The organism is Lentzea sp. DG1S-22, from assembly GCF_036321065.1.
GTDB classification, from domain to species: Bacteria; Actinomycetota; Actinomycetes; order Mycobacteriales; family Pseudonocardiaceae; genus Lentzea; species Lentzea jiangxiensis.
The window spans coordinates 8,217,463-8,234,990 of record NZ_CP143276.1 but is presented as its reverse complement, the minus strand read 5'-3'; the positions used below and the strand labels follow the sequence as shown (position 1 = coordinate 8,234,990).

Annotated in this window: 16 protein-coding genes and 1 riboswitch; of the genes, 7 read left to right on the top strand and 9 right to left on the bottom strand. The window is 70.9% G+C overall.

The window, feature by feature from the left end; all coding sequences use genetic code 11:
• Positions 1–13 precede the first annotated feature (13 nt).
• Positions 14–520 (top strand): EF-hand domain-containing protein, encoded by a 507-nt coding sequence (locus V1227_RS39265; protein ID WP_329790137.1) that lies wholly within the window; start codon positions 14–16, stop codon positions 518–520.
• Here the strand turns inward: V1227_RS39265 and V1227_RS39260 are convergent.
• Complete coding sequence (locus V1227_RS39260; protein ID WP_329790136.1) at positions 499–1,071, bottom strand: maltokinase N-terminal cap-like domain-containing protein; 573 nt, start codon at positions 1,069–1,071, stop codon at positions 499–501. The genes V1227_RS39265 and V1227_RS39260 overlap by 22 nt on opposite strands.
• A gap of 10 nt (positions 1,072–1,081) precedes the next feature.
• Positions 1,082–1,639 (bottom strand): GTP cyclohydrolase I FolE, encoded by a 558-nt coding sequence (gene folE / locus V1227_RS39255; protein ID WP_329790135.1) that lies wholly within the window; start codon positions 1,637–1,639, stop codon positions 1,082–1,084.
• A gap of 81 nt (positions 1,640–1,720) precedes the next feature.
• Between folE and V1227_RS39250 the strand changes: the two genes are divergently transcribed.
• On the top strand, positions 1,721–2,398 hold the full coding sequence (locus V1227_RS39250; protein ID WP_329790134.1) for a helix-turn-helix transcriptional regulator: 678 nt from the start codon (positions 1,721–1,723) through the stop codon (positions 2,396–2,398).
• On the opposite strand, the gene cobN is transcribed toward V1227_RS39250, so the two are convergent.
• Positions 2,359–5,925 (bottom strand): cobaltochelatase subunit CobN, encoded by a 3,567-nt coding sequence (gene cobN / locus V1227_RS39245; RefSeq protein WP_329790133.1) that lies wholly within the window; start codon positions 5,923–5,925, stop codon positions 2,359–2,361. The genes V1227_RS39250 and cobN overlap by 40 nt on opposite strands.
• A 35-nt stretch (positions 5,926–5,960) precedes the next feature.
• Positions 5,961–6,094, bottom strand: a riboswitch (cobalamin riboswitch).
• A gap of 8 nt (positions 6,095–6,102) precedes the next feature.
• Between cobN and V1227_RS39240 the strand changes: the two genes are divergently transcribed.
• From V1227_RS39240 to V1227_RS39230, 3 genes are read left to right on the top strand one after another with little or no spacing between them, the layout of a single operon-like run.
• A complete protein-coding gene (locus tag V1227_RS39240; protein WP_329790132.1) occupies positions 6,103–7,098 on the top strand; it encodes a hypothetical protein in 996 nt (331 codons plus the stop codon).
• Complete coding sequence (locus tag V1227_RS39235; RefSeq protein WP_329790131.1) at positions 7,095–7,715, top strand: precorrin-8X methylmutase; 621 nt, start codon at positions 7,095–7,097, stop codon at positions 7,713–7,715. The genes V1227_RS39240 and V1227_RS39235 overlap by 4 nt, the downstream gene beginning before the upstream one ends.
• Positions 7,712–9,163 carry a precorrin-2 C(20)-methyltransferase gene (locus tag V1227_RS39230; RefSeq protein ID WP_329790130.1) on the top strand — a complete coding sequence of 484 codons (1,452 nt, stop codon included), beginning with the start codon at positions 7,712–7,714 and terminating at the stop codon, positions 9,161–9,163. Before V1227_RS39235 ends, V1227_RS39230 begins: the two co-directional genes overlap by 4 nt.
• On the opposite strand, the gene V1227_RS39225 is transcribed toward V1227_RS39230, so the two are convergent.
• The 5 genes from V1227_RS39225 to V1227_RS39205 all read right to left on the bottom strand — a co-directional run bounded on the left by V1227_RS39225 (position 9,135) and on the right by V1227_RS39205 (position 14,648).
• Positions 9,135–9,857 carry a cobalt-precorrin-6A reductase gene (locus V1227_RS39225; RefSeq protein ID WP_329790129.1) on the bottom strand — a complete coding sequence of 241 codons (723 nt, stop codon included), beginning with the start codon at positions 9,855–9,857 and terminating at the stop codon, positions 9,135–9,137. The genes V1227_RS39230 and V1227_RS39225 overlap by 29 nt on opposite strands.
• Positions 9,854–10,594 carry a precorrin-4 C(11)-methyltransferase gene (gene cobM / locus V1227_RS39220; protein WP_329790128.1) on the bottom strand — a complete coding sequence of 247 codons (741 nt, stop codon included), beginning with the start codon at positions 10,592–10,594 and terminating at the stop codon, positions 9,854–9,856. The genes V1227_RS39225 and cobM overlap by 4 nt, the downstream gene beginning before the upstream one ends.
• Entirely contained in the window at positions 10,591–11,736 is a 1,146-nt protein-coding gene (cbiE, locus tag V1227_RS39215) for a precorrin-6y C5,15-methyltransferase (decarboxylating) subunit CbiE (RefSeq protein WP_329790127.1), read from the bottom strand. Before cbiE ends, cobM begins: the two co-directional genes overlap by 4 nt.
• Complete coding sequence (locus V1227_RS39210) at positions 11,717–12,106, bottom strand: TIGR03618 family F420-dependent PPOX class oxidoreductase (RefSeq protein WP_236217416.1); 390 nt, start codon at positions 12,104–12,106, stop codon at positions 11,717–11,719. The genes cbiE and V1227_RS39210 overlap by 20 nt, the downstream gene beginning before the upstream one ends.
• A 106-nt stretch (positions 12,107–12,212) precedes the next feature.
• Positions 12,213–14,648, bottom strand: a complete 2,436-nt coding sequence (locus V1227_RS39205) for a chitobiase/beta-hexosaminidase C-terminal domain-containing protein (protein ID WP_442916568.1) — start codon at positions 14,646–14,648, stop codon at positions 12,213–12,215.
• 241 nt (positions 14,649–14,889) lie between these two features.
• Here V1227_RS39205 and V1227_RS39200 point away from each other — a divergent pair, with 241 nt between their 5' ends.
• Positions 14,890–15,732, top strand: coding sequence for a helix-turn-helix domain-containing protein (locus tag V1227_RS39200; protein ID WP_329790125.1), 843 nt, complete (start codon positions 14,890–14,892; stop codon positions 15,730–15,732).
• Positions 15,704–15,886 carry a DUF397 domain-containing protein gene (locus V1227_RS39195; protein ID WP_329790124.1) on the top strand — a complete coding sequence of 61 codons (183 nt, stop codon included), beginning with the start codon at positions 15,704–15,706 and terminating at the stop codon, positions 15,884–15,886. The genes V1227_RS39200 and V1227_RS39195 overlap by 29 nt, the downstream gene beginning before the upstream one ends.
• On the opposite strand, the gene V1227_RS39190 is transcribed toward V1227_RS39195, so the two are convergent.
• Positions 15,864–17,528 (bottom strand): aminotransferase class V-fold PLP-dependent enzyme, encoded by a 1,665-nt coding sequence (locus tag V1227_RS39190; RefSeq protein ID WP_329790123.1) that lies wholly within the window; start codon positions 17,526–17,528, stop codon positions 15,864–15,866. The genes V1227_RS39195 and V1227_RS39190 overlap by 23 nt on opposite strands.

Sequence of the window (17,528 nt, the reverse complement as noted above, 5' to 3'; positions counted from 1 at the left end):
ATCGTCCTTGCTCATGGCGAGCGACTTCCAGCGCAGCAAGGTGGACCTGGTCTTCGGTGCGATGGACACCACCGGCGACGGTTATCTGACCGAGGAGGACTTCGCGCTCCTCGCCGCGCGCTGGGCGGGGCTGCGCGGCGGCGACGAGGAGCTGCTGGCCAGGGTCATGCTCGGCTGGTGGGAGACGCTGCGGTCCGCCGCCGGGGGCGCGAGCCGCGTGACGCTCGACGACGTGCTGAAGGTCGTGGACGTCCTGCCCACCTCCATCGAGGCGGTGCACGGCACGGCGGACGCGATGTTCGCCGCCGTGGACTCCGACAACGACGACTACGTGTCCGAGGACGAGTACCGGGTGATGATCAACGCCTGGCTCGGCACCGAGGGCGACCCCGACTTCGCGCGGCTCGACCTCGACGGGGACGGCAGGTTGTCGCGCGCCGAGTTCGCCGCGCTGTGGGCGGAGTTCTGGGCGGGCGACGACGCGGAGGCGCCCGGCTCCTACGTGTTCGGGCCGGTCTGACGCAGCACCGCGAGCCGCCCGGTGGCGACCACGCCGTCGTGGTGCCACGAGCCGGTGACCACACCGGCCACGTCGCCCGGCTCGTCCCGGACGATCCGGCGGTCCAGGTCGATCGTGATCGTCTCCGGTGTGAACGGCACCGGGCGCAGTGCCCGCCCGCGTGCCTCGGCCGGGCCGATCGGGCCGCGGCTCGCGGAGTCCGAGACCCCGTTGCGCGCCACCAGGTCCAGGACCGCGGCAATCCAGACCGGATCGGTCACCGCGTCGTGGATCCACCTCGTCCCCAGCACGCTGTGCTCCGCCTGCGCGACGAGCACTCCCCCGGCGAGCGGTGCGGGGCGGTAGGTCAGCGGGACCTGGTAGACGTCCCGGCCGTCGTGCAGCAGGTGCGTCTCCACCCCGACCTCGCCCGCCGGGTCCTCGAACCGGAAGAACCCGATGGGCCGCAACGCCTCCGGTGGCGCGGCGCACCACGGTTGCGCCGCCACCCAGGCGGGCAGGAACTCGCGGAAGTGCGGTGTGAGCGTGGCCCCGGCGTGGATCTTCCCCATGCCCCGCAGGCTACGCGTGCACGAGGGTGAAGAACTCCTGCCGTGACGCGGGATCCGCCCGCAGCGCGCCCTTCAACGCCGACGTGACGGTGCTGGACCCGCTGACCCGCACCCCGCGCAGCGCCATGCACATGTGCTCGGCCTCGATCACGACGCCGACGCCCTTGGGCCGCAGCCGGTCCTGCAGCCAGTCGGCGACCTGCTTGGTGAGCCGTTCCTGCACCTGCAGGTCGCGCGCGAACATCTCCACGACCCGTGCGAGCTTCGAGAGGCCCAGGATGCGTTCGCCGGGCAGGTAGCCGACGTGCGCGACGCCGTGGAACGGCAGCATGTGGTGCTCGCACAACGACTGCACGGGGATCCCGCGCGCCAGCACGAGCTCGTCGTAGCCCTCGTCGTTCGGGAACGTCGTGAGGGTGAACGTGCGCGGCGTCAGCATCTCCGCGTACGCGTCGGCCACGCGGCGCGGGGTGTCGGCCAGGTGCACCGAGTACGGGTCCTTGCCCAGCGCCTTGAGCAGGTCGGACACGGCCTGCCGCGCCGCCTCGACGTCGATCGCTTCGTTCATCGGCCCGGCTCCTTCTAACGACAACTCTCGTCAACGTTAGAACGGCTCGCCGAATATAGTCAACGGGAGTAGGTTTTACAGATGGCCGATCCCGTCGCCGCCGTCGCGGCCCTCGACGAGCCGAACCGGCGCAGGCTCTACGACTTCGTGGTGCGCCAGAACGCGCCCATCAGCAAGGACGAGGCCGCGCGGGCCGTCGAGCTGCCCAGGACGACAGCGGCGTTCCACCTCGACAAGCTGGTGGAGCTGGGCCTGCTGTCCGTGGTGCACGAGCGGCGTTCCGGGCGCAGCGGACCGGGGGCCGGACGGCCGGCGAAGCTCTACCGGCGGTCCGGGGAGCAGATCGCGGTGTCGCTGCCCGACCGGCGCTACGAGGCCGCGAGCCACCTGCTCGCCGACGCGCTGACCGAGGCCGAGGCCACCGGCGAGCCGGCGCGCGAGGTCCTGAACCGGCGCGCGTACGAGTGGGGCTCGGACCTGGCCGCGCGGGCGTCCGGCGACGTGGCGGAGGCGTTGGCGGACCTCGGTTTCGAACCCCGGGCCGAGGGCGGATCGATCCTGCTGGGCAACTGCCCGTTCCACAGCCTCGCGCAGCGGCACACCCAGCTGGTGTGCGGGATGAACCTCTGCCTCGTCAGCGGCCTGCTGGACGGGATCGAGGCGGACGGCGTGTCCGCCCGCCTCGCCCCGTCACCGGGCCACTGCTGCGTCCGGCTGGATCAGACGCCGTCCTCCAGGTCGCCCTCGGTCTCCAGGTAGGCCGACCGCAGCGCGTCCAAAGTGGACTCCTCCGGGTGCTCCCACATCTTGCGCTCGGCCGCCTCCAGCAGGCGCTCGGCGATGCCGTGCAGCGCCCACGGGTTCGACGTCTGCAAGAACTTGCGGGTCTCCGGGTCGAGCACGTAGGTCTCGGTCAGCTTCTCGTACATCCAGTCCGCGACGACACCGGTCGTGGCGTCGTAGCCGAACAGGTACTCGACCGTCGCCTGCAGCTCGAACGCGCCCTTGTAGCCGTGGTTGCGCATCGCCCCGACCCAGCGCGGGTTCACCACGCGGGCGCGGAAGATCCGCGACGTCTCCTCGGTCAGGGTGCGCGTGCGGACCGCCTCAGGCCGCGTGCTGTCGCCGACGTACGCGGCGGGCGCCTTGCCCGTCAGCGCCTTGACCATCGTGACCATGCCGCCGTGGTACTGGAAGTAGTCGTCCGAGTCGGCGATGTCGTGCTCGCGGGTGTCGATGTTCTTGGCCGCCACCGCGATCCGCCGGTACGCGGACTCCATGTCCTCACGGGCGGCGACGCCGTCGACGCCGCGGCCGTACGCGTACCCGCCCCACACCGCGTAGACCTCGGCGATGTCCGACGAGTCGCGCCAGTTGCGGCTGTCGATCAGCGGCAGCACACCCGCTCCGTACGCGCCCGGCTTGGAACCGAAGACGCGCAACGTGGCCCGGCGCTGGTCGCCGTGCTCTTCCAGGTCCTTCACCACGTGCGCGCGGACGAAGTTGTGCTCCGCCGGCTCGTCCAGGTGCGCGACCAGCTGCACGGCGTCGTCCAAAAGGGACACGACGTGCGGGAAGGCGTCGCGGAAGAAGCCGGAGATCCGGACGGTCACGTCGATGCGCGGCCTTCCCAGCTCCTCCAGCGAGATCACCTCGAGGCCCGTGACGCGGCGGGACTGGTCGTCCCACACCGGCCGCACGCCGAGCAGCGAGAACACCTCGGCGATGTCGTCGCCGGCGGTGCGCATCGCGGACGTCCCCCAGACCGACAGTCCGACCGAGGGTGGCCACTCGCCGTCGTTCTCGTCGCGGTAGCGGGCGAGCAGCGAGTCGGCCATCGCCTGGCCGGTCTCCCACGCGAGGCGCGACGGGATGGCCTTCGGGTCGACCGAGTAGAAGTTGCGGCCGGTCGGCAGCACGTTCACCAGGCCGCGCAGCGGAGAGCCGGACGGGCCGGCCGGGATGTAGCCGCCGTCCAGGGCGTGCAGGACGTTCGTCATCTCGTCCGTGGTGCGCGCCAGCCGCGGGACGACCTCGACAGCCGCGAACTCCAGGATCTTCCGGACGTCCGCGGACTCGTGCAGGGTCTTGGCGACCTCGGGGTCCCAGCCCCCGTCCTCCATCGCCTGGACGAGTGCGCGCGCCTGCTCCTCGACGGCGTCGACGTCCTCACGTGCCGTGGTCGTGAGGCCGAGCGCCTCGCGCAGACCGGGCAGCGCGGCGACCTGACCGCCCCACATCTGCCGTGCCTGCAGCATCGCGAGCACGAGGTTCACGCGCACGCTGCCGGTCGGCGCCTCGCCGAGGACGTGCAGGCCGTCGCGGATCTGGACGTCCTTGACCTCGCACAGCCAGCCGTCGACGTGCAGCAGGAACTCGTCGAACTCGGCGTCGTGCGGCCGGTCCTCGAGGCCGAGGTCGTGGTCGAGCTTCGCGGCCTGGATCAGCGTCCAGATCTGCGCGCGGATCGCGGGCAGCTTGGACGGGTCCATCGCGGAGATGTTGCCGTACTCGTCGAGCAGCTGCTCCAGCCGTGCGATGTCGCCGTAGCTGTCGGCACGGGCCATCGGCGGCACCAGGTGGTCGACCAGCGTGGCGTGCGCGCGCCGCTTCGCCTGCGTGCCCTCACCGGGGTCGTTGACGAGGAACGGGTAGATGAGCGGCAGGTCGCCCAGCGCCGCGTCCGTGCCGCAGGAGGCCGACATGCCGACGGTCTTGCCGGGCAGCCACTCCAGGTTGCCGTGCTTGCCGACGTGCACCACGGCGTCCGCGCCGAAGTTCGACTCGATCCACCGGTACGCCGCCAGGTAGTGGTGCGACGGCGGCAGGTCCGGGTCGTGGTAGATCGCGATCGGGTTCTCGCCGAACCCGCGCGGCGGCTGGACGATCACCGCGACGTTGCCCGACCGCAGCGCGGCCAGCACGATCTCGCCGTCCTTCGACCTGCTGTGGTCGACGAACAGCGTGCCCGGCGCGTCGCCCCAGTGCTCCCGCATCGACTCGCGGAAGTCGTCCGGCAGCGTCTCGTAGAACTCGCGGTAGTCGGCCGCGGCGATGCGGATCGGGTTGCTCTCGAACTGCTCCTGCGTGAGCCAGTCGGCGTCCTGGCCACCGGCGGCGATCAGCGCGTGGATCAGCTTGTCGCCGTCGAGCTCGTCGACGCCCGGCAGCTCGTCGCCGATGTCGTAGCCGTGCTCCTTCATGGCCTTGAGCAGCCGCACGGTCGACGCGGGCGTGTCGAGCCCGACGGCGTTGCCGATGCGCGAGTGCTTCGTCGGGTACGCCGACAGCATCACGACGACCTTGCGGTCCTCGGCCGGGATGTGCCTGAGGCGGCCGTGGCGGACCGCGATGCCCGCGACGCGCAGCGCCCGTTCCGGGTCGGCCACGTAGACCGTGAGGCCGTCGGAGTCGACCTCCTTGAACGAGAACGGGACCGTGATGATCCGGCCGTCGAACTCCGGGATGGCGACCTGGGTCGCGGTGTCCAAAGGAGACAGACCGTCGTCGTTGGAGTCCCACGTCTCACGGCTCGACGTGAGGCACAGGCCCTGGAGGATCGGCACGTCGAGCGCCGCCAGCGCACCGACGTCCCACGCCTCGTCGTCGCCGCCGGCCGACGCCTTCGCCGGGTTCGTGCCGCCGGCCGCGAGCACCGTCACGACCAGGGCGTCCGCCGCGCGCAGCGTGTCGAGCAGCTCGGGCTCCGCGGTGCGCAGCGAGGAGCAGTAGACGGGCAGCGCCCTGCCGCCCTTGGCCTCGATCGCGTCGCACAGCGCGTGCACGAACGCCGTGTTCCCGGCCACGTGGTGCGCGCGGTAGTAGAGGACCGCGACCGTCGGGCCCTCCTCCGGGGTGTTCTCCCGTTCCAGCACGCCCCAGCTCGGCGTGGCGGCGGGCGCCTGGAAGCCGTGACCGGTCAGCAGCACCGTGTCCGACAGGAACTTGTGCAGCTCGGTGAGGTTCGCCGGCCCGCCGTGGGCGAGGTAGAGGTGCGCCTCCGCGCAGACGCCGCCGGGTACCGTCGACAGCTCCATCAGCGCCGCGTCGGGCTGCATCTCACCGCCGAGCACCACGACCGGCAGTCCGCCGGCGAGGAGCCAGTCGAGGCCCTCCTCCCACATCCGGCGCCCACCGAGGATGCGCACGACCACCAGGTCGACGCCCTCGACGAGCGCGGGCAGGTCCTCGGCCGTGAGCCGCGCGGGGTTGCCGAGGCGGTACTCGGCACCGCTCGCACGCGCCGACAGCAGGTCGGTGTCGGAAGTCGACAGCAGCAGGATCACGCAGGCTCCATCCCTCGTGGGGTCCTCGCCCCAGGTTGCGGGTGACAGGCGAAGCGGAGTTCCTGACTCCCAGCGTGTCCGCTGGTCACAGTGGCGGGACCGCGCCGGATTCACACCGGCTTCCTCCTGTGCTTCGCCGTTCGGGCTCACCCTAACCGGCGGGTTACAGTCCGACCTATGCGTAGTCACCCGGATGCCTGCCCCGGCGCCGTCGAGCTGCACCCCGCGGCCGACGGCGGGCTGGCGCGCATCCGGGTGCCGGGCGGCACCCTTTCCGCTGCTCAGTGGGATGTCGTGAGGGTCGCGGCCGCCGAGCTCGGCTCGGGTTCGATCGAGCTGACCTCGCGGGCGAACCTCCAGATCAGGGGCCTCGCGGACGGGGTGGAGCTGGGCTCCCGGCTGCGTGCCGCCGGCCTGCTGCCCTCGTGGTCGCACGAGCGGATGCGCAACATCATCGCGGCGCCGCTGGAGGACAACCAGGCGCTGGTCGACGAGCTCGACGCCGCCCTGTGCGCGGACCCGTCGCTCGCCTCGCTGCCAGGCCGCTTCCTGGTCACGGTGGGCGCCTCGGTGAGCGGCCTGGGCGGCGACTTCGGCCTGGTCAGCCTGGGCGGCGGCGGGACAGTCCTGCTCCTCGCGGGCCGCGACACCGGCGTCCGCGTGACCGACCCGGTCGACGCCGTGGTGACCGCGGCCCGCCTCTTCGGGTCGCTGCGCGGCACCGCGTGGCGCCTGTCCGAAGTGGACGGCGGTGTGCGGAAGATCACCGAGCACTTCGGCGTCTCGCCGGGTGAGCGGTTCAGCCCGGTTGTGACTCCTGTCGCACCTTCACCTGTGACGCCGGGCGTCCCGCTCGGCCGGCTGGACGCGGCGCAACTGCCGGGCGTACCGCTGCGGCTGACCCCGTGGCGCAGCCTGGTGGTGCCCGCCGGGACCGGCACGTCCGGCTTGATCACCGACCCCGCCTCGCCGTGGCACGGCGTCAGCGCCTGCACCGGCCGCCCCGGCTGTGCCAAGTCGCTGTCCGACGTCCGCGCCGATGCGCGCGCTTGGCTCGGAACCCCGCACGACCGACCGGTCCACTGGTCGGGCTGTGCACGCCGTTGCGGTCGCCCCGCCGGCGATGTGATCGAGTTCGTCGCGACCGGCGACGGCTACGAGGAGATCCGTTGACGCAGTACATCAAGGACGGCGCGGAGATCTACCGCCAGTCCTTCGCCACCATCCGCGCGGAGTCGGACCTCACCAGGTTCCCCGGCGACGTCGCGACAGTGGTCGTCCGCATGATCCACGCCTGCGGCATGACCGATCTGACCGACGACGTGGCGTTCTCGCCGAACGTCGTCCGCGACGCCCGCGAGGCGCTGAACAACGGCGCCCCGGTCCTCTGCGACGCCAACATGGTCGCCTCGGGTGTCACGCGCCGCCGCCTGCCGAAGGACAACGAGGTCCTCTGCTACCTGCAGGACCCGCGCACGCCGCACAAGGCGCGGGAGATCGGCAACACCCGCAGTGCCGCGGCGCTCGAGCTGCTCGCGGACCGCTTCGAGGGCGCCGTGATCGCGATCGGCAACGCCCCCACCGCGCTCTTCCACCTCCTCGACCTCCTCGACCGGGGCGCGCCGAGGCCCGCCGCGGTGATCGGCGTCCCGGTCGGGTTCATCGGGGCGGCGGAGTCCAAGGAAGCCCTGGCCGCAACGGATCTGGAGCACCTCGTGGTGCTCGGCCGGCGCGGCGGGAGTGCCATGACGGCGGCGGCCATCAACGCGATTGCGAGCGAAGAAGAATGACGGGCAAGCTCTACGGTGTCGGCCTCGGTCCAGGCGACCCGGAACTCGTGACGGTCAAGGCCGCGCGGCTCATCGGCGAGGCCGACGTGGTGGCGTTCCACAGCGCCCGGCACGGCAGGTCGATCGCGAAGACCATCGCGGCGCCGTACCTCCGCGAGGGCCAAGTCCTCGAACAGCTCGTCTACCCGGTCACGACCGAGGAGTCGGACGACTACCAGGGCGAGATCGACGCCTTCTACGAGGAGGCCGCGAGCAGGCTCGCCGCGCACCTCGACGCCGGGCGCACGGTGGTCGTGCTCGCGGCGGGCGACCCGTTCTTCTACGGCTCGTACATGCACATGCACAAGCGGCTGGCCGACCGCTACGAGTGGGAGGTCGTCCCGGGCGTCACGTCCGTGAGCGGCGCGAGCGCTGTCCTCGGCACGCCGCTGGTCGAACGCGACGAGGTCCTCACGATCCTGCCCGGCACGCTGCCGCCCGCCGAGCTCGCGGCCCGTCTCGCCGACACCGACTGCGCCGCGATCCTCAAGCTGGGCCGCACCTTCGGCAACGTCAAGCAGGCGCTGCAGGACGCGGGCAGGCTCGACGGCGCCTGGTACGTCGAACGCGCCACGAGCAAGCGCCAGAGGATGTCGCCGCTGGTGGACGTCGACCCGGACACGGTTCCGTACTTCTCCATCGCCGTGCTGCCGAGCCAGTCCAGGCCGCCGAGGCCGAAGGGCGAGGTCGTGGTCGTGGGTCTCGGTCCCGGTTCCCGCGACTGGCTCACGCCCGAGGCACGCCAGGAGATCGAGGCCGCCGACGAGCTGGTGGGCTACAGCACCTACCTCAACCGCGTTCCGGAGCGTCCCGGCCAGCAGCGGCACCTCTCCCACAACCAGGTCGAGTCCGAACGCGCGGCCTTCGCCCTGGACCTGGCGCGCAAGGGTGCGCGGGTCGCGGTCGTGTCGTCCGGTGACCCCGGCGTCTTCGCGATGGCGACGGCGGTCCTGGAGGTCGCGGCGGAGACCGGGGACGTGCCGGTCCGGATCGTCCCCGGCGTCACGGCCGCGAACGCCGTGGCGGCCAAGGCCGGTGCGCCGCTCGGCCACGACTACGCGGTGATCTCGCTGAGCGACAGGCTCAAGCCGTGGGACGTCATCGCCGAACGGCTCGCCGCCACCGCGAAGGCGGACCTGGTGATCGCGATCTACAACCCGGCGTCCAAGGCCCGCACGCACCAGGTCGCGGACATGCGCGCTCTGCTGCTGGAGCACCGCGGGCCCGAGACCCCCGTCGTCGTGGGGCGGGACGTCGGCGGCCCGGAGGAGGAGATCCGGGTGCTCACGCTCGGCACCCTCGACCCGGCCACGATCGACATGCGCTGCCTGCTGATCATCGGTTCGTCGCAGACGGTCGTGACGGACGCGGGCGTCGTCTTCACGCCCCGGCGGTACCCGACCACCTGACGGCGGCGTCGACGTCGGCCACCACCTCCGCGGGCGGGAGCGGTGGCCGGCGCACGACCACGACGGGAACTCCCAGCTGTCGCGCGGCTTCGAGCTTGGCCGAGGTCATCGAGCCACCGCTGTCCTTGGTCACCAGGAGGTCGACCGCCCGCGACCGCATCAGCTCCAGCTCACCGTCCACAGTGAACGGACCGCGCGACAGCAGCACCTCGACGCGCCGCGGCATCGGCGGTTGCGGCGGCTCGACCATCCGCGCCAGGAACCACTGCGGGCAGCCCGCGAACTCCGCCAGGTCCTGCCGCCCGGTCGTGAGGAACACCCGCGAGCCCGGCAGGTCCCGCGCGGCCTCGGCGACGCTGTCCACCCACCGCCAGCCGGGCTGGGGCGTGAACCCGGGCCGCCGCAGGACGAGCAGCGGCACGCCCGCCCGGGCACAGGCCTCGAAGGCGTTGGCGGTGATCTGCCGCGCGAAGGGGTGGGTGGCGTCGATGACGGCGCGCACGTCGTTGTCCCGCAGCCACCGGGCCAGCCCGGCCACTCCGCCGAAGCCCCCGATCCGGACCTCGCCGGCGGGGAGGGCGGGGTTGCTCACCCGCCCGGCGAGGGACGAGACGACCCGGCGGTGCGCGGACCCCGCCGTCAGCCGCCGCGCGAGTTCGCGCGCCTCCCCCGTCCCGCCGAGGATCAGGATCATCGGACGCGCGTCGGCGAGTACAGGTGGCTGTCCGGGAACTGCGTGGCGCCGAGCACCTGCCCGACGATGATCACCGCGGTCCGCTTGATCCCGGCGGCCCCGACCTGCGCGGCGATGTCGTCCAGCGTCCCGCGCAGCACGACCTCGTCCTCGCGGGAGGCGTAGGCAACGACCGCCACCGGGCAGTCCGGGCCGTAGTTGGGCACCAGCTCGGCGACGACCTCGGAGATCCGCTGCACGGCCAGGTGCAGCACCAGGGTCGCGTGGCTGCGCCCCAGCGTGTCCAGGTCCTCGCCGGGAGGCATCGGCGTCGCCCGCTGCGAGGTGCGCGTGAGGATCACCGTCTGCCCGACACCGGGCACGGTCAGCTCGCGCTGCAACGACGCCGCGGCGGCCGCGAACGCCGGCACACCGGGCGTCACGTCGTAGTCGATCCCCAGTGCGTCCAACCGGCGCATCTGCTCGGCCATGGCGCTGAACACCGCCGGGTCGCCGGAGTGCAGCCGGGCCACGTCCAGCCCCTGCTCCGAAGCCGCGACCAGCTCGGCGACGATCTCGTCCAGCGTCAGCGACGCCGTGTCGACCCTGCGGGCACCGGGAGGGCAGAAGTCCAGCAGCTCCACCGGCACCAGGGCGCCCGCGTACAGGCACACCGGTGACGACTCGATCAACGACCGGCCCCGCACCGTGATCAGGTCGGCGGCGCCGGGCCCCGCCCCGATGAAGTGCACGGTCACTTCGTCACGCTCCACGTCGTCACGGGCATGTGCGGCCGCCAGCCGGTGAACTTGCCGACCGACGACCCGCGGTTCACCGCGATCCTCACCAGGTCACCGCCGAGCCGCGCGTACCACTGCGCCACCACGGCCTCGGACTCGAGCGTCACGGCGTTCACCACGAGCCGCCCGCCCGACGCCAGCGCGTCCCAGCACTCCTGCACCACGCCCGGCACGGTCAGCCCGCCGCCGATGAAGATCGCGTCGGGCTTCTCCAGCCCCGCCAGCGCCTCCGGAGCGCGTCCGATGTGGACCTCCACCGCGGGCACCCCCAGCGACGCGGCGTTGCGCACGATCCGCTCCGCGCGTTCGGCGGACTGCTCGACGGCGATGGCGCGGCACGTCGGATGCGTGCGCGCCCACTCGATCGCGATGGACCCCGTCCCGGACCCGACGTCCCACAGCAGCTGCCCCGGCAGCGGCGCCAATCTCGACAGAGAAATCGCCCGCACCTCTCGCTTCGTCAGCTGACCATCGGTCTCGTACGCGTCGTCAGGCAGTCCGGGCACCCGCGAAAAAGCGCTCCCGCGGTACTCGATCGCGATCACGCACAACGGATCGGCGTCCTGTCCGGACCAAGGGTAAACCCGCTCGGCCGGGCCACCTAGCTGTTCGAGGACCGTGATCGGCCCGGCGATCTCCGCGACCACCGCCGGGTCGCCGCCCAGGACGAGCACGCGCCGTCCCGGCGTCAGCACGGGGCGCAGCAGGTCGGCGGACCGCGCCACCAGCGACACGACCTCGACCTCGTTCAACGCCCACCCGAGCCGCGCGCAGGCCAGCGACACGGACGACGGGTGCGGCACGACCGTCACCCGATCTCCCAGCAACCGCACCAAGGTGGTGCCGATGCCGTGGAACATCGGGTCGCCGGACGCCAGAACGCACACGTCCGAGTACTTCTCGAACAACCCGGGCAACGCCGGCACCAGCGGTGACGGCCACGCGACCCGTTCGAACTCCCCCGGCACCAGGTCGAGCTGCCGCCGCGAGCCCATCAGCACGCGGGAGCGGGACACCGCCTGCCGGGCGGCCGGTGACAACCCTTCCCACCCGTCGGCGCCGATGCCGACGACAACGACGTCAGACCGAGCCGCTGACACGCCGCACCTGGATCTCGATCACGACGCGCTCCGGGTTGACCCTGGGCTCCCGGTAGCGCAGCGCGTACCGCCGCTCGGCCTCCCGGACCGATTCCACGTCGTCGCGCACGACGGCGGGACCCTCCACCGTGGACCAGCGGCGTCCGTCCACCTGGCACACCGCCGCGTACCCGGCCGCGCGCACGTGCTTGACCTTCCACGACGCGCCGTGCGTGATGATCCGCGCGACACCGGCCTCGGCGTCGAGGGTGACCCCGACGGGCACGACGTGCGGGGTCCCGTCACGGCGGACGGTGGACAACGTGCACAGGTGCCGTTCAGCCCAGAACTCGGCGAACTCGGGGCCACGCTCGATCGACATGCAACGCATCATGCAATGCCACGCGCGTGAAACGAAATCCACTGGTCAGCGGGCCGGACGGCCGAACACGGGCACGGCCCGCCACCTCGGTGACGGGCCGTGCTCCCCGATGTGGCTACGGGTAACTGACGACGTTCACCGGCACCGTGCCCGGTGGCGTCACGCCGCCGACGTTGTTGACGACGTGCGTGATCGTTCCCTGGTAGTTGAGCGACACGGTCAGCAGGTTGTGCAACCTCACGCCGGACCGGTTGGGCACCTCGAAGGCGTTCTCGGCGCGCACCGACGGGTTGACGTTGAAGAAGCAGTAGCTGCCGAGCCCCCACGCCTCGTGCGTGGTGACGTTGTCGCCGACCTTGTAGGCCGCGTACCCGGCCTGGCCGTTCGGCCTGTTCCAGACCGCCTGGCTCGGCACGTCGTACGGCATCTCGTTCTGGAAGAAGATGGTCCGCCCGCCGTTGCCGTTCCAGATCACCTGGTACTTCTGGTAGTGCTCGACGAACAGGCCGGTGGCGAGCACGTTGTCGCCGTTGATGACGACGCCGGTGTCACCGATCGCCTCGTCCCAGCCCCAGGTGCCCGGGTTGCCGTGGTCGGCGCGCCAGACCCAGGTGTGGTCGATGATCACGTTGTGGCTGTTGACGACGAGGCTGTTGGTCGCCTTGCCCGCGATGGCCCCGCCGACGCGGAAGAACACGTCCTGCAACGTCGTCGGGTTGCTCGCGTGCGACGCCGACGAGCCCGACGGGCCGACGGTCAGCAGCGAGTTCGACAGGGTCGTGCCCGCGTCGAACAGGATTCCCTTGATCCGCACGCCGTCGACGTCGGCGACCTGCATGGCCGTGACGCCGTTCTGCGGCACGATCGTCGCGTAGCCGATGCCCAGCACGACGGTGTTGGGCCGCGTGATGTTGATCGTCTGGTCGACGTTGTAGATGCCGGGCGTGAAGAACAGGTTGCAGCCCTGGCCCAGCGCCGCGTTGATCGTGGCGGCCGTGTCGCCCGCCTTCACGACGTAGAACTGGCTCATCGGCAGCGACGTGCCGGGCGTGCCGCCGTTGATCCACGAAGCGCCGGAAGCGTTGGTGCGCAACGAGGGCAGGAACACCCGGTAGGCGTTGTTCTCGAAGTACAGGTACGGCACGTCGCGCGAGATCGGCGTCGTCGCGAGGTTCGTCGACGGCGGGTTCGGGAACGTGGTGGGCGGAGCGCCGGGCGTTCCGGAGAACACCATGTTCCACACGCCGCCGTTCCAGCTGCCGTAGTTCGAGTCACGCGTGTACCACTGCTGCTGCGAGACCGACGCCGTCTGCCCGGACACACGCGTGTCGGCCGTGTAGCCGCCACTCGCGAAGCCGTAGCTGGCCGGGTAGAGCGCCAGGTTGCCGCGGATGTCCATGCGGCGGAACGGCGCGGCCTGCGCGACGGCCCACCGGTTGGTGCCGGTGCTCGGGACGACCGCCATGTTCTCGGCGGAGCGCCAGAAGTTCTGCAGCGCCACGCCCTTGTCGGACTCGTTGAACGCGTCCACGGTGATGTCACCGTTGATCACGACGTCACCGGGGTTCTTGCCCAGGCCGGAGACCGACGTGTAGTAGCCGACGTCGTCGTGGATGCCGTTGTAGGTCCCGGGCTTGAACAGGTGTGCGACCCGCCGCGGCGCCATCTGCGCGGTCAGCGTGTCCTTCTGGTTGTTGAAGTCGATGTCGAGCTGCGTCTGGATGCTCGTCGCCGACATGCTCGGGTCGAACACGCGCGTGTTGGGCCCGAAGCTCGGGTTGTCCGGCTGGACGCACCCCTGCTGCGTGCCGATCGTGTACGTCGCGCTGGCCACGGCCGAGTTCGCGAGGCCCGACTTGATGCCGATCGCCTTGACCGTCCTGTTGCTGGAGACGGAGATCGGCCCGCTGTAGACCGGCGAGCTGCTGGTCGGCGTTGATCCGTCCACTGTGTACCGGATCGTCGCGCCGGACGTCGCCGTCGAGATCGTCACCGTCTGCGCGGACGCGTAGGCACCGCCCGGCGGGCTGAACGCCGGCGTCGCGACCGCCGTGCCGATCACGTACGACGCGCTGCCGACCGCCGAGTTCGGCTGACCGGACTTGATGCCGATCGCTTTGACGGTCCTGTTGGCGGACACGGAGATCGGCCCGCTGTAGACCGGCGAGCTGCTCGTGGGCGTCGAGCCGTCCGTGGTGTAGCGGATCGTCGCGCCGGACGTGGACGTCGAGATCGTCACCGTCTGCGCCGTCGCGTACGTGCCGCCCGGCGGGCTGAACGTCGGCGTGGCCACCGGTTGCGCCGCACCCTGGTGGGTGTAGCTGAAGTGCGGGGTGTCGTACTGCGGGCCGCTCTTCTCGTAGGTGAACCAGTACTCGACCACCGTGCCGGAGGACAGCGACCCCACGGTCTTCTGCCAGGTCCCGGCGTTGTTGGTCATGCGGAAGTTCTGTTGCGAGGTGCCGGGGATCAGGTAGTGCACGTCGACGTAGGCAGCAGGGGTCGTCGGCGTGAAGTTGATCCTGGCTTGAGTCGCGTCGATCGCGGTCACGTTCTGCGTGTAGTCGTCGGCCGCGTACGCGGCCTCGACCGTCGCCAATGACGACAGGGCAATCGCTGCGGCGGCCAGACCACGCCGCCATCTCACCTTTGAGAGCGCTCTCACACCTGGAACGGTAAAGCGGAGATGACGGATGCGGAAGATGAAAGTTTCACGAAAGCTCGGTGACGCGAGTTCGTTTTCACCCGAACGAGCACCTGCTTGAAGTGAATACAACCCATAGCGTCGACGCATGACTCCCTCCACCGCCTACAGCAGGGACCTGGGCGACGAGCTCCGGCACCTGCGCGAGACTTGCACCGGGTTGAGCGGCAACAGGCTCGCCGTGAAGCTCGGCTGGGACCTGAGCAAGGTCTCCACCGTCGAGCACGGCAAGGCACGCGCCAGCGAGATCGACCTCATCCAGTACCTGTCCATGTGCGGCAAGGACATCGACTTCGTCAACGACTTCAAGCGCCGCTACCGGTACGCGTTCGACGAGTACTTCGTCCAGGTGTCGGGGAATCTTCGCACCGTCGCGATGGCGGAGTCCACCGCCACGACGATCACCAGCTACTCACCGCAGTCGATACCCGGCCTGGTCCAGACCCCGGAGTACGCCGACGGGCTGTACCGGATGACCGGACTCGTCACCGAGGATCGCATTCCGACGCTGGTCCAGTTCCGGACCGACCGCCAAGCGATTCTTCGCCGGCACGATCGGCCGAGTTGCTTGTTCTACATCCACGAGCACGCGTTGCAGCTGCGAGTCGGCAGCAGCCTGATCATGGAGGACCAGTACGCCCGGCTGCTGTTCGACACCCACACCATCCGCATCGTGCCCGCCGACGCACCGATGGCCGCCACGGGCTGTGTGCTGTGGGAGTACGAGAAGTCCAGGCCGATCGTCTTCAGCGAGACCAACCTCGCGAAGGTCTTCGTCCAGGACCCGGCAGCGATCGCGCGGACCAGACTCCTCTTCGACCGCTTGGGTGAGGTCGCCTTGAGTGCGGAACAATCGCGGAGCAAGCTGGCGGAGTACGTCAGCCGACCGCGAGAGGAACTCGATGACTCAGGACCGCACTTGGCGTACTAGCAGCTACAGCGACGGCACCGAGGACGGCGAGTGCGTCGAGGTCTCGCTGGCTCACAACGCACTCGTCCGGGACTCGAAGAACGCGAGCGGTCCCGTCCTCGCGTTCTCCGTCCCCGCCTGGCAGGACCTGCTCAGGTCCCTCGGTTCTCGTTGAGGTAGTTGTAGATCGTGTACCGGGTGACCTCCAGGACGCCCGCCAGGTGGTCGACCGAGTCCCGGATGAGGAAGAACCCCGCCTCGTCGAGGACCCTCACGACCTGCGACTTGTGCACCTTCTTCATCAGCTCGACCGGCACGCCGACGTCCGCGATCGCCTTCTCGACGAGCACGCGCTGCAGGGTGTCCACGTCCTGGGGGAACGACTCCACGGGTCCGGAGGCCTCGTGCGCGGCGAGCTTGTTGACGCACAGGCACCCCACCGCCACCCCGGCCGCGTCGCGCACGAACGTCGTCGACGACCAGATCGCCCGGCCGTCCGGCGCGTAGGTCTCGTAGCCGGGCATGTCGGTGGTCGTGCCGCGGCGGACCAGGCCGAGCAGCAGGTCGGTCATCGGACCGCCCACCTGCCGGCCGGTGAGGGACCCGGCGATCGCGATGATCGAGTTCGGCAGCCTCGACAGGTCGTGCACGACGACCTCGGTGTCCGGGCCCAGCGCCGAGGCGAGGCTGTCGACCGTCGGCACCAGTGCCGACAGCGCCGCGGGCACCGGTGAGTAAACCGGGCCGGACAACGACTTCAGGGCGGTCCGCAGGCGTTCGAGGGTGCCGCGCGACGTCGTGGCGTGCGGCGACAGGCGGACGTGCTCGGGCCTGACGGTGGCCGTGATGCCGAAGGCGTTCAACGCCTCCCCCACCACCGGCGCCGCGTCCGGCATGGTGAACGCGAGGATGCCGGCACGTCGTTCGCGGGCCGACACGACCTTGCCGCCGCTCGACAGCACGATCTCCTCGAGCTCCGCGACGATCTCGCCGACCGCGGCGTCGATCTCCGGCACCCCCGCGCGCTCCACGAGCTCGAGCGCCTCCGCGAAGGCACCGGACACGACCGGCGAGAGGTTCGTGATGTTCCAGGAGGCGGCGTCCGGGGCGGCGTCGTGCACCTCGTTGTCGAAGAGGCCGGCGTCGACCGCGCCCGTCCAGCCCGACAGCACCGGGTCGAGCCGTTCCAGCGCCCGGTCCGAGAGCACCACGAAACCGGTGCTCCACCCCGCCCGCAGCCACTTCTGGCCGCCGACCACCAGGACGTCGGCGAGCTCCCAGGGCTCGTCGACCACGCCGAAGCCCTGGATGCCGTCGACGATGAGCAGCCGGTCGCCCACGGCCTCGCGCAGCGCCGCCAGGTCCGCCCGGTAGCCGGTGCGGAAGTCCACGGCGGACACCGACAGCGCGGAAACCTCCGGTTCGAGGCGGGTGGCGACCGCGGCCGGGTGCACCGGGCCGTCCAGCACGACCGACGGGAGCCCCGCCCGCACCCACGGGTAGGTGTTGGACGGGAACTCCGCCGCCGAGTACATGACCGTGCCCGACAGCCCGAAGGCCGCCTGGAACAGGCCGGTCGAGGTGTTCGGCACCAGGGCGACGTGGTCGGTGTCCGAACGGCACAGCCGCGCGACGGCGGCCTTCACCCGCTGCTCCTCGCGCATCAGGGTGTCCACAGTGGATGGACCGGCGAGCGACGCCTGCTCCATCAACCGCGCGGTGGCCGTGACGACCGGGAGCGACGGCGGGCCGAAGCGGGCGAAGTCGAGATACCCCTCCGGTTCGCGGAACTGGGCGAGGTACGAGGCGTCGATCAA

What these genes read in the sequence shown, in the direction of transcription:
- V1227_RS39260 (WP_329790136.1), bottom strand. Translation starts at nt 1,071, where the DNA reads ATGGGGAAGATCCACGCCGGGGCCACGCTCACACCGCACTTCCGCGAG.
- V1227_RS39265 (WP_329790137.1), top strand. Translation starts at nt 14, where the DNA reads ATGGCGAGCGACTTCCAGCGCAGCAAGGTGGACCTGGTCTTCGGTGCG.
- V1227_RS39225 (WP_329790129.1), bottom strand. Translation starts at nt 9,857, where the DNA reads ATGATCCTGATCCTCGGCGGGACGGGGGAGGCGCGCGAACTCGCGCGG.
- V1227_RS39250 (WP_329790134.1), top strand. Translation starts at nt 1,721, where the DNA reads ATGGCCGATCCCGTCGCCGCCGTCGCGGCCCTCGACGAGCCGAACCGG.
- V1227_RS39195 (WP_329790124.1), top strand. Translation starts at nt 15,704, where the DNA reads ATGACTCAGGACCGCACTTGGCGTACTAGCAGCTACAGCGACGGCACC.
- V1227_RS39230 (WP_329790130.1), top strand. Translation starts at nt 7,712, where the DNA reads ATGACGGGCAAGCTCTACGGTGTCGGCCTCGGTCCAGGCGACCCGGAA.
- folE (WP_329790135.1), bottom strand. Translation starts at nt 1,639, where the DNA reads ATGAACGAAGCGATCGACGTCGAGGCGGCGCGGCAGGCCGTGTCCGAC.
- V1227_RS39240 (WP_329790132.1), top strand. Translation starts at nt 6,103, where the DNA reads ATGCGTAGTCACCCGGATGCCTGCCCCGGCGCCGTCGAGCTGCACCCC.
- V1227_RS39210 (WP_236217416.1), bottom strand. Translation starts at nt 12,106, where the DNA reads ATGCGTTGCATGTCGATCGAGCGTGGCCCCGAGTTCGCCGAGTTCTGG.
- V1227_RS39200 (WP_329790125.1), top strand. Translation starts at nt 14,890, where the DNA reads ATGACTCCCTCCACCGCCTACAGCAGGGACCTGGGCGACGAGCTCCGG.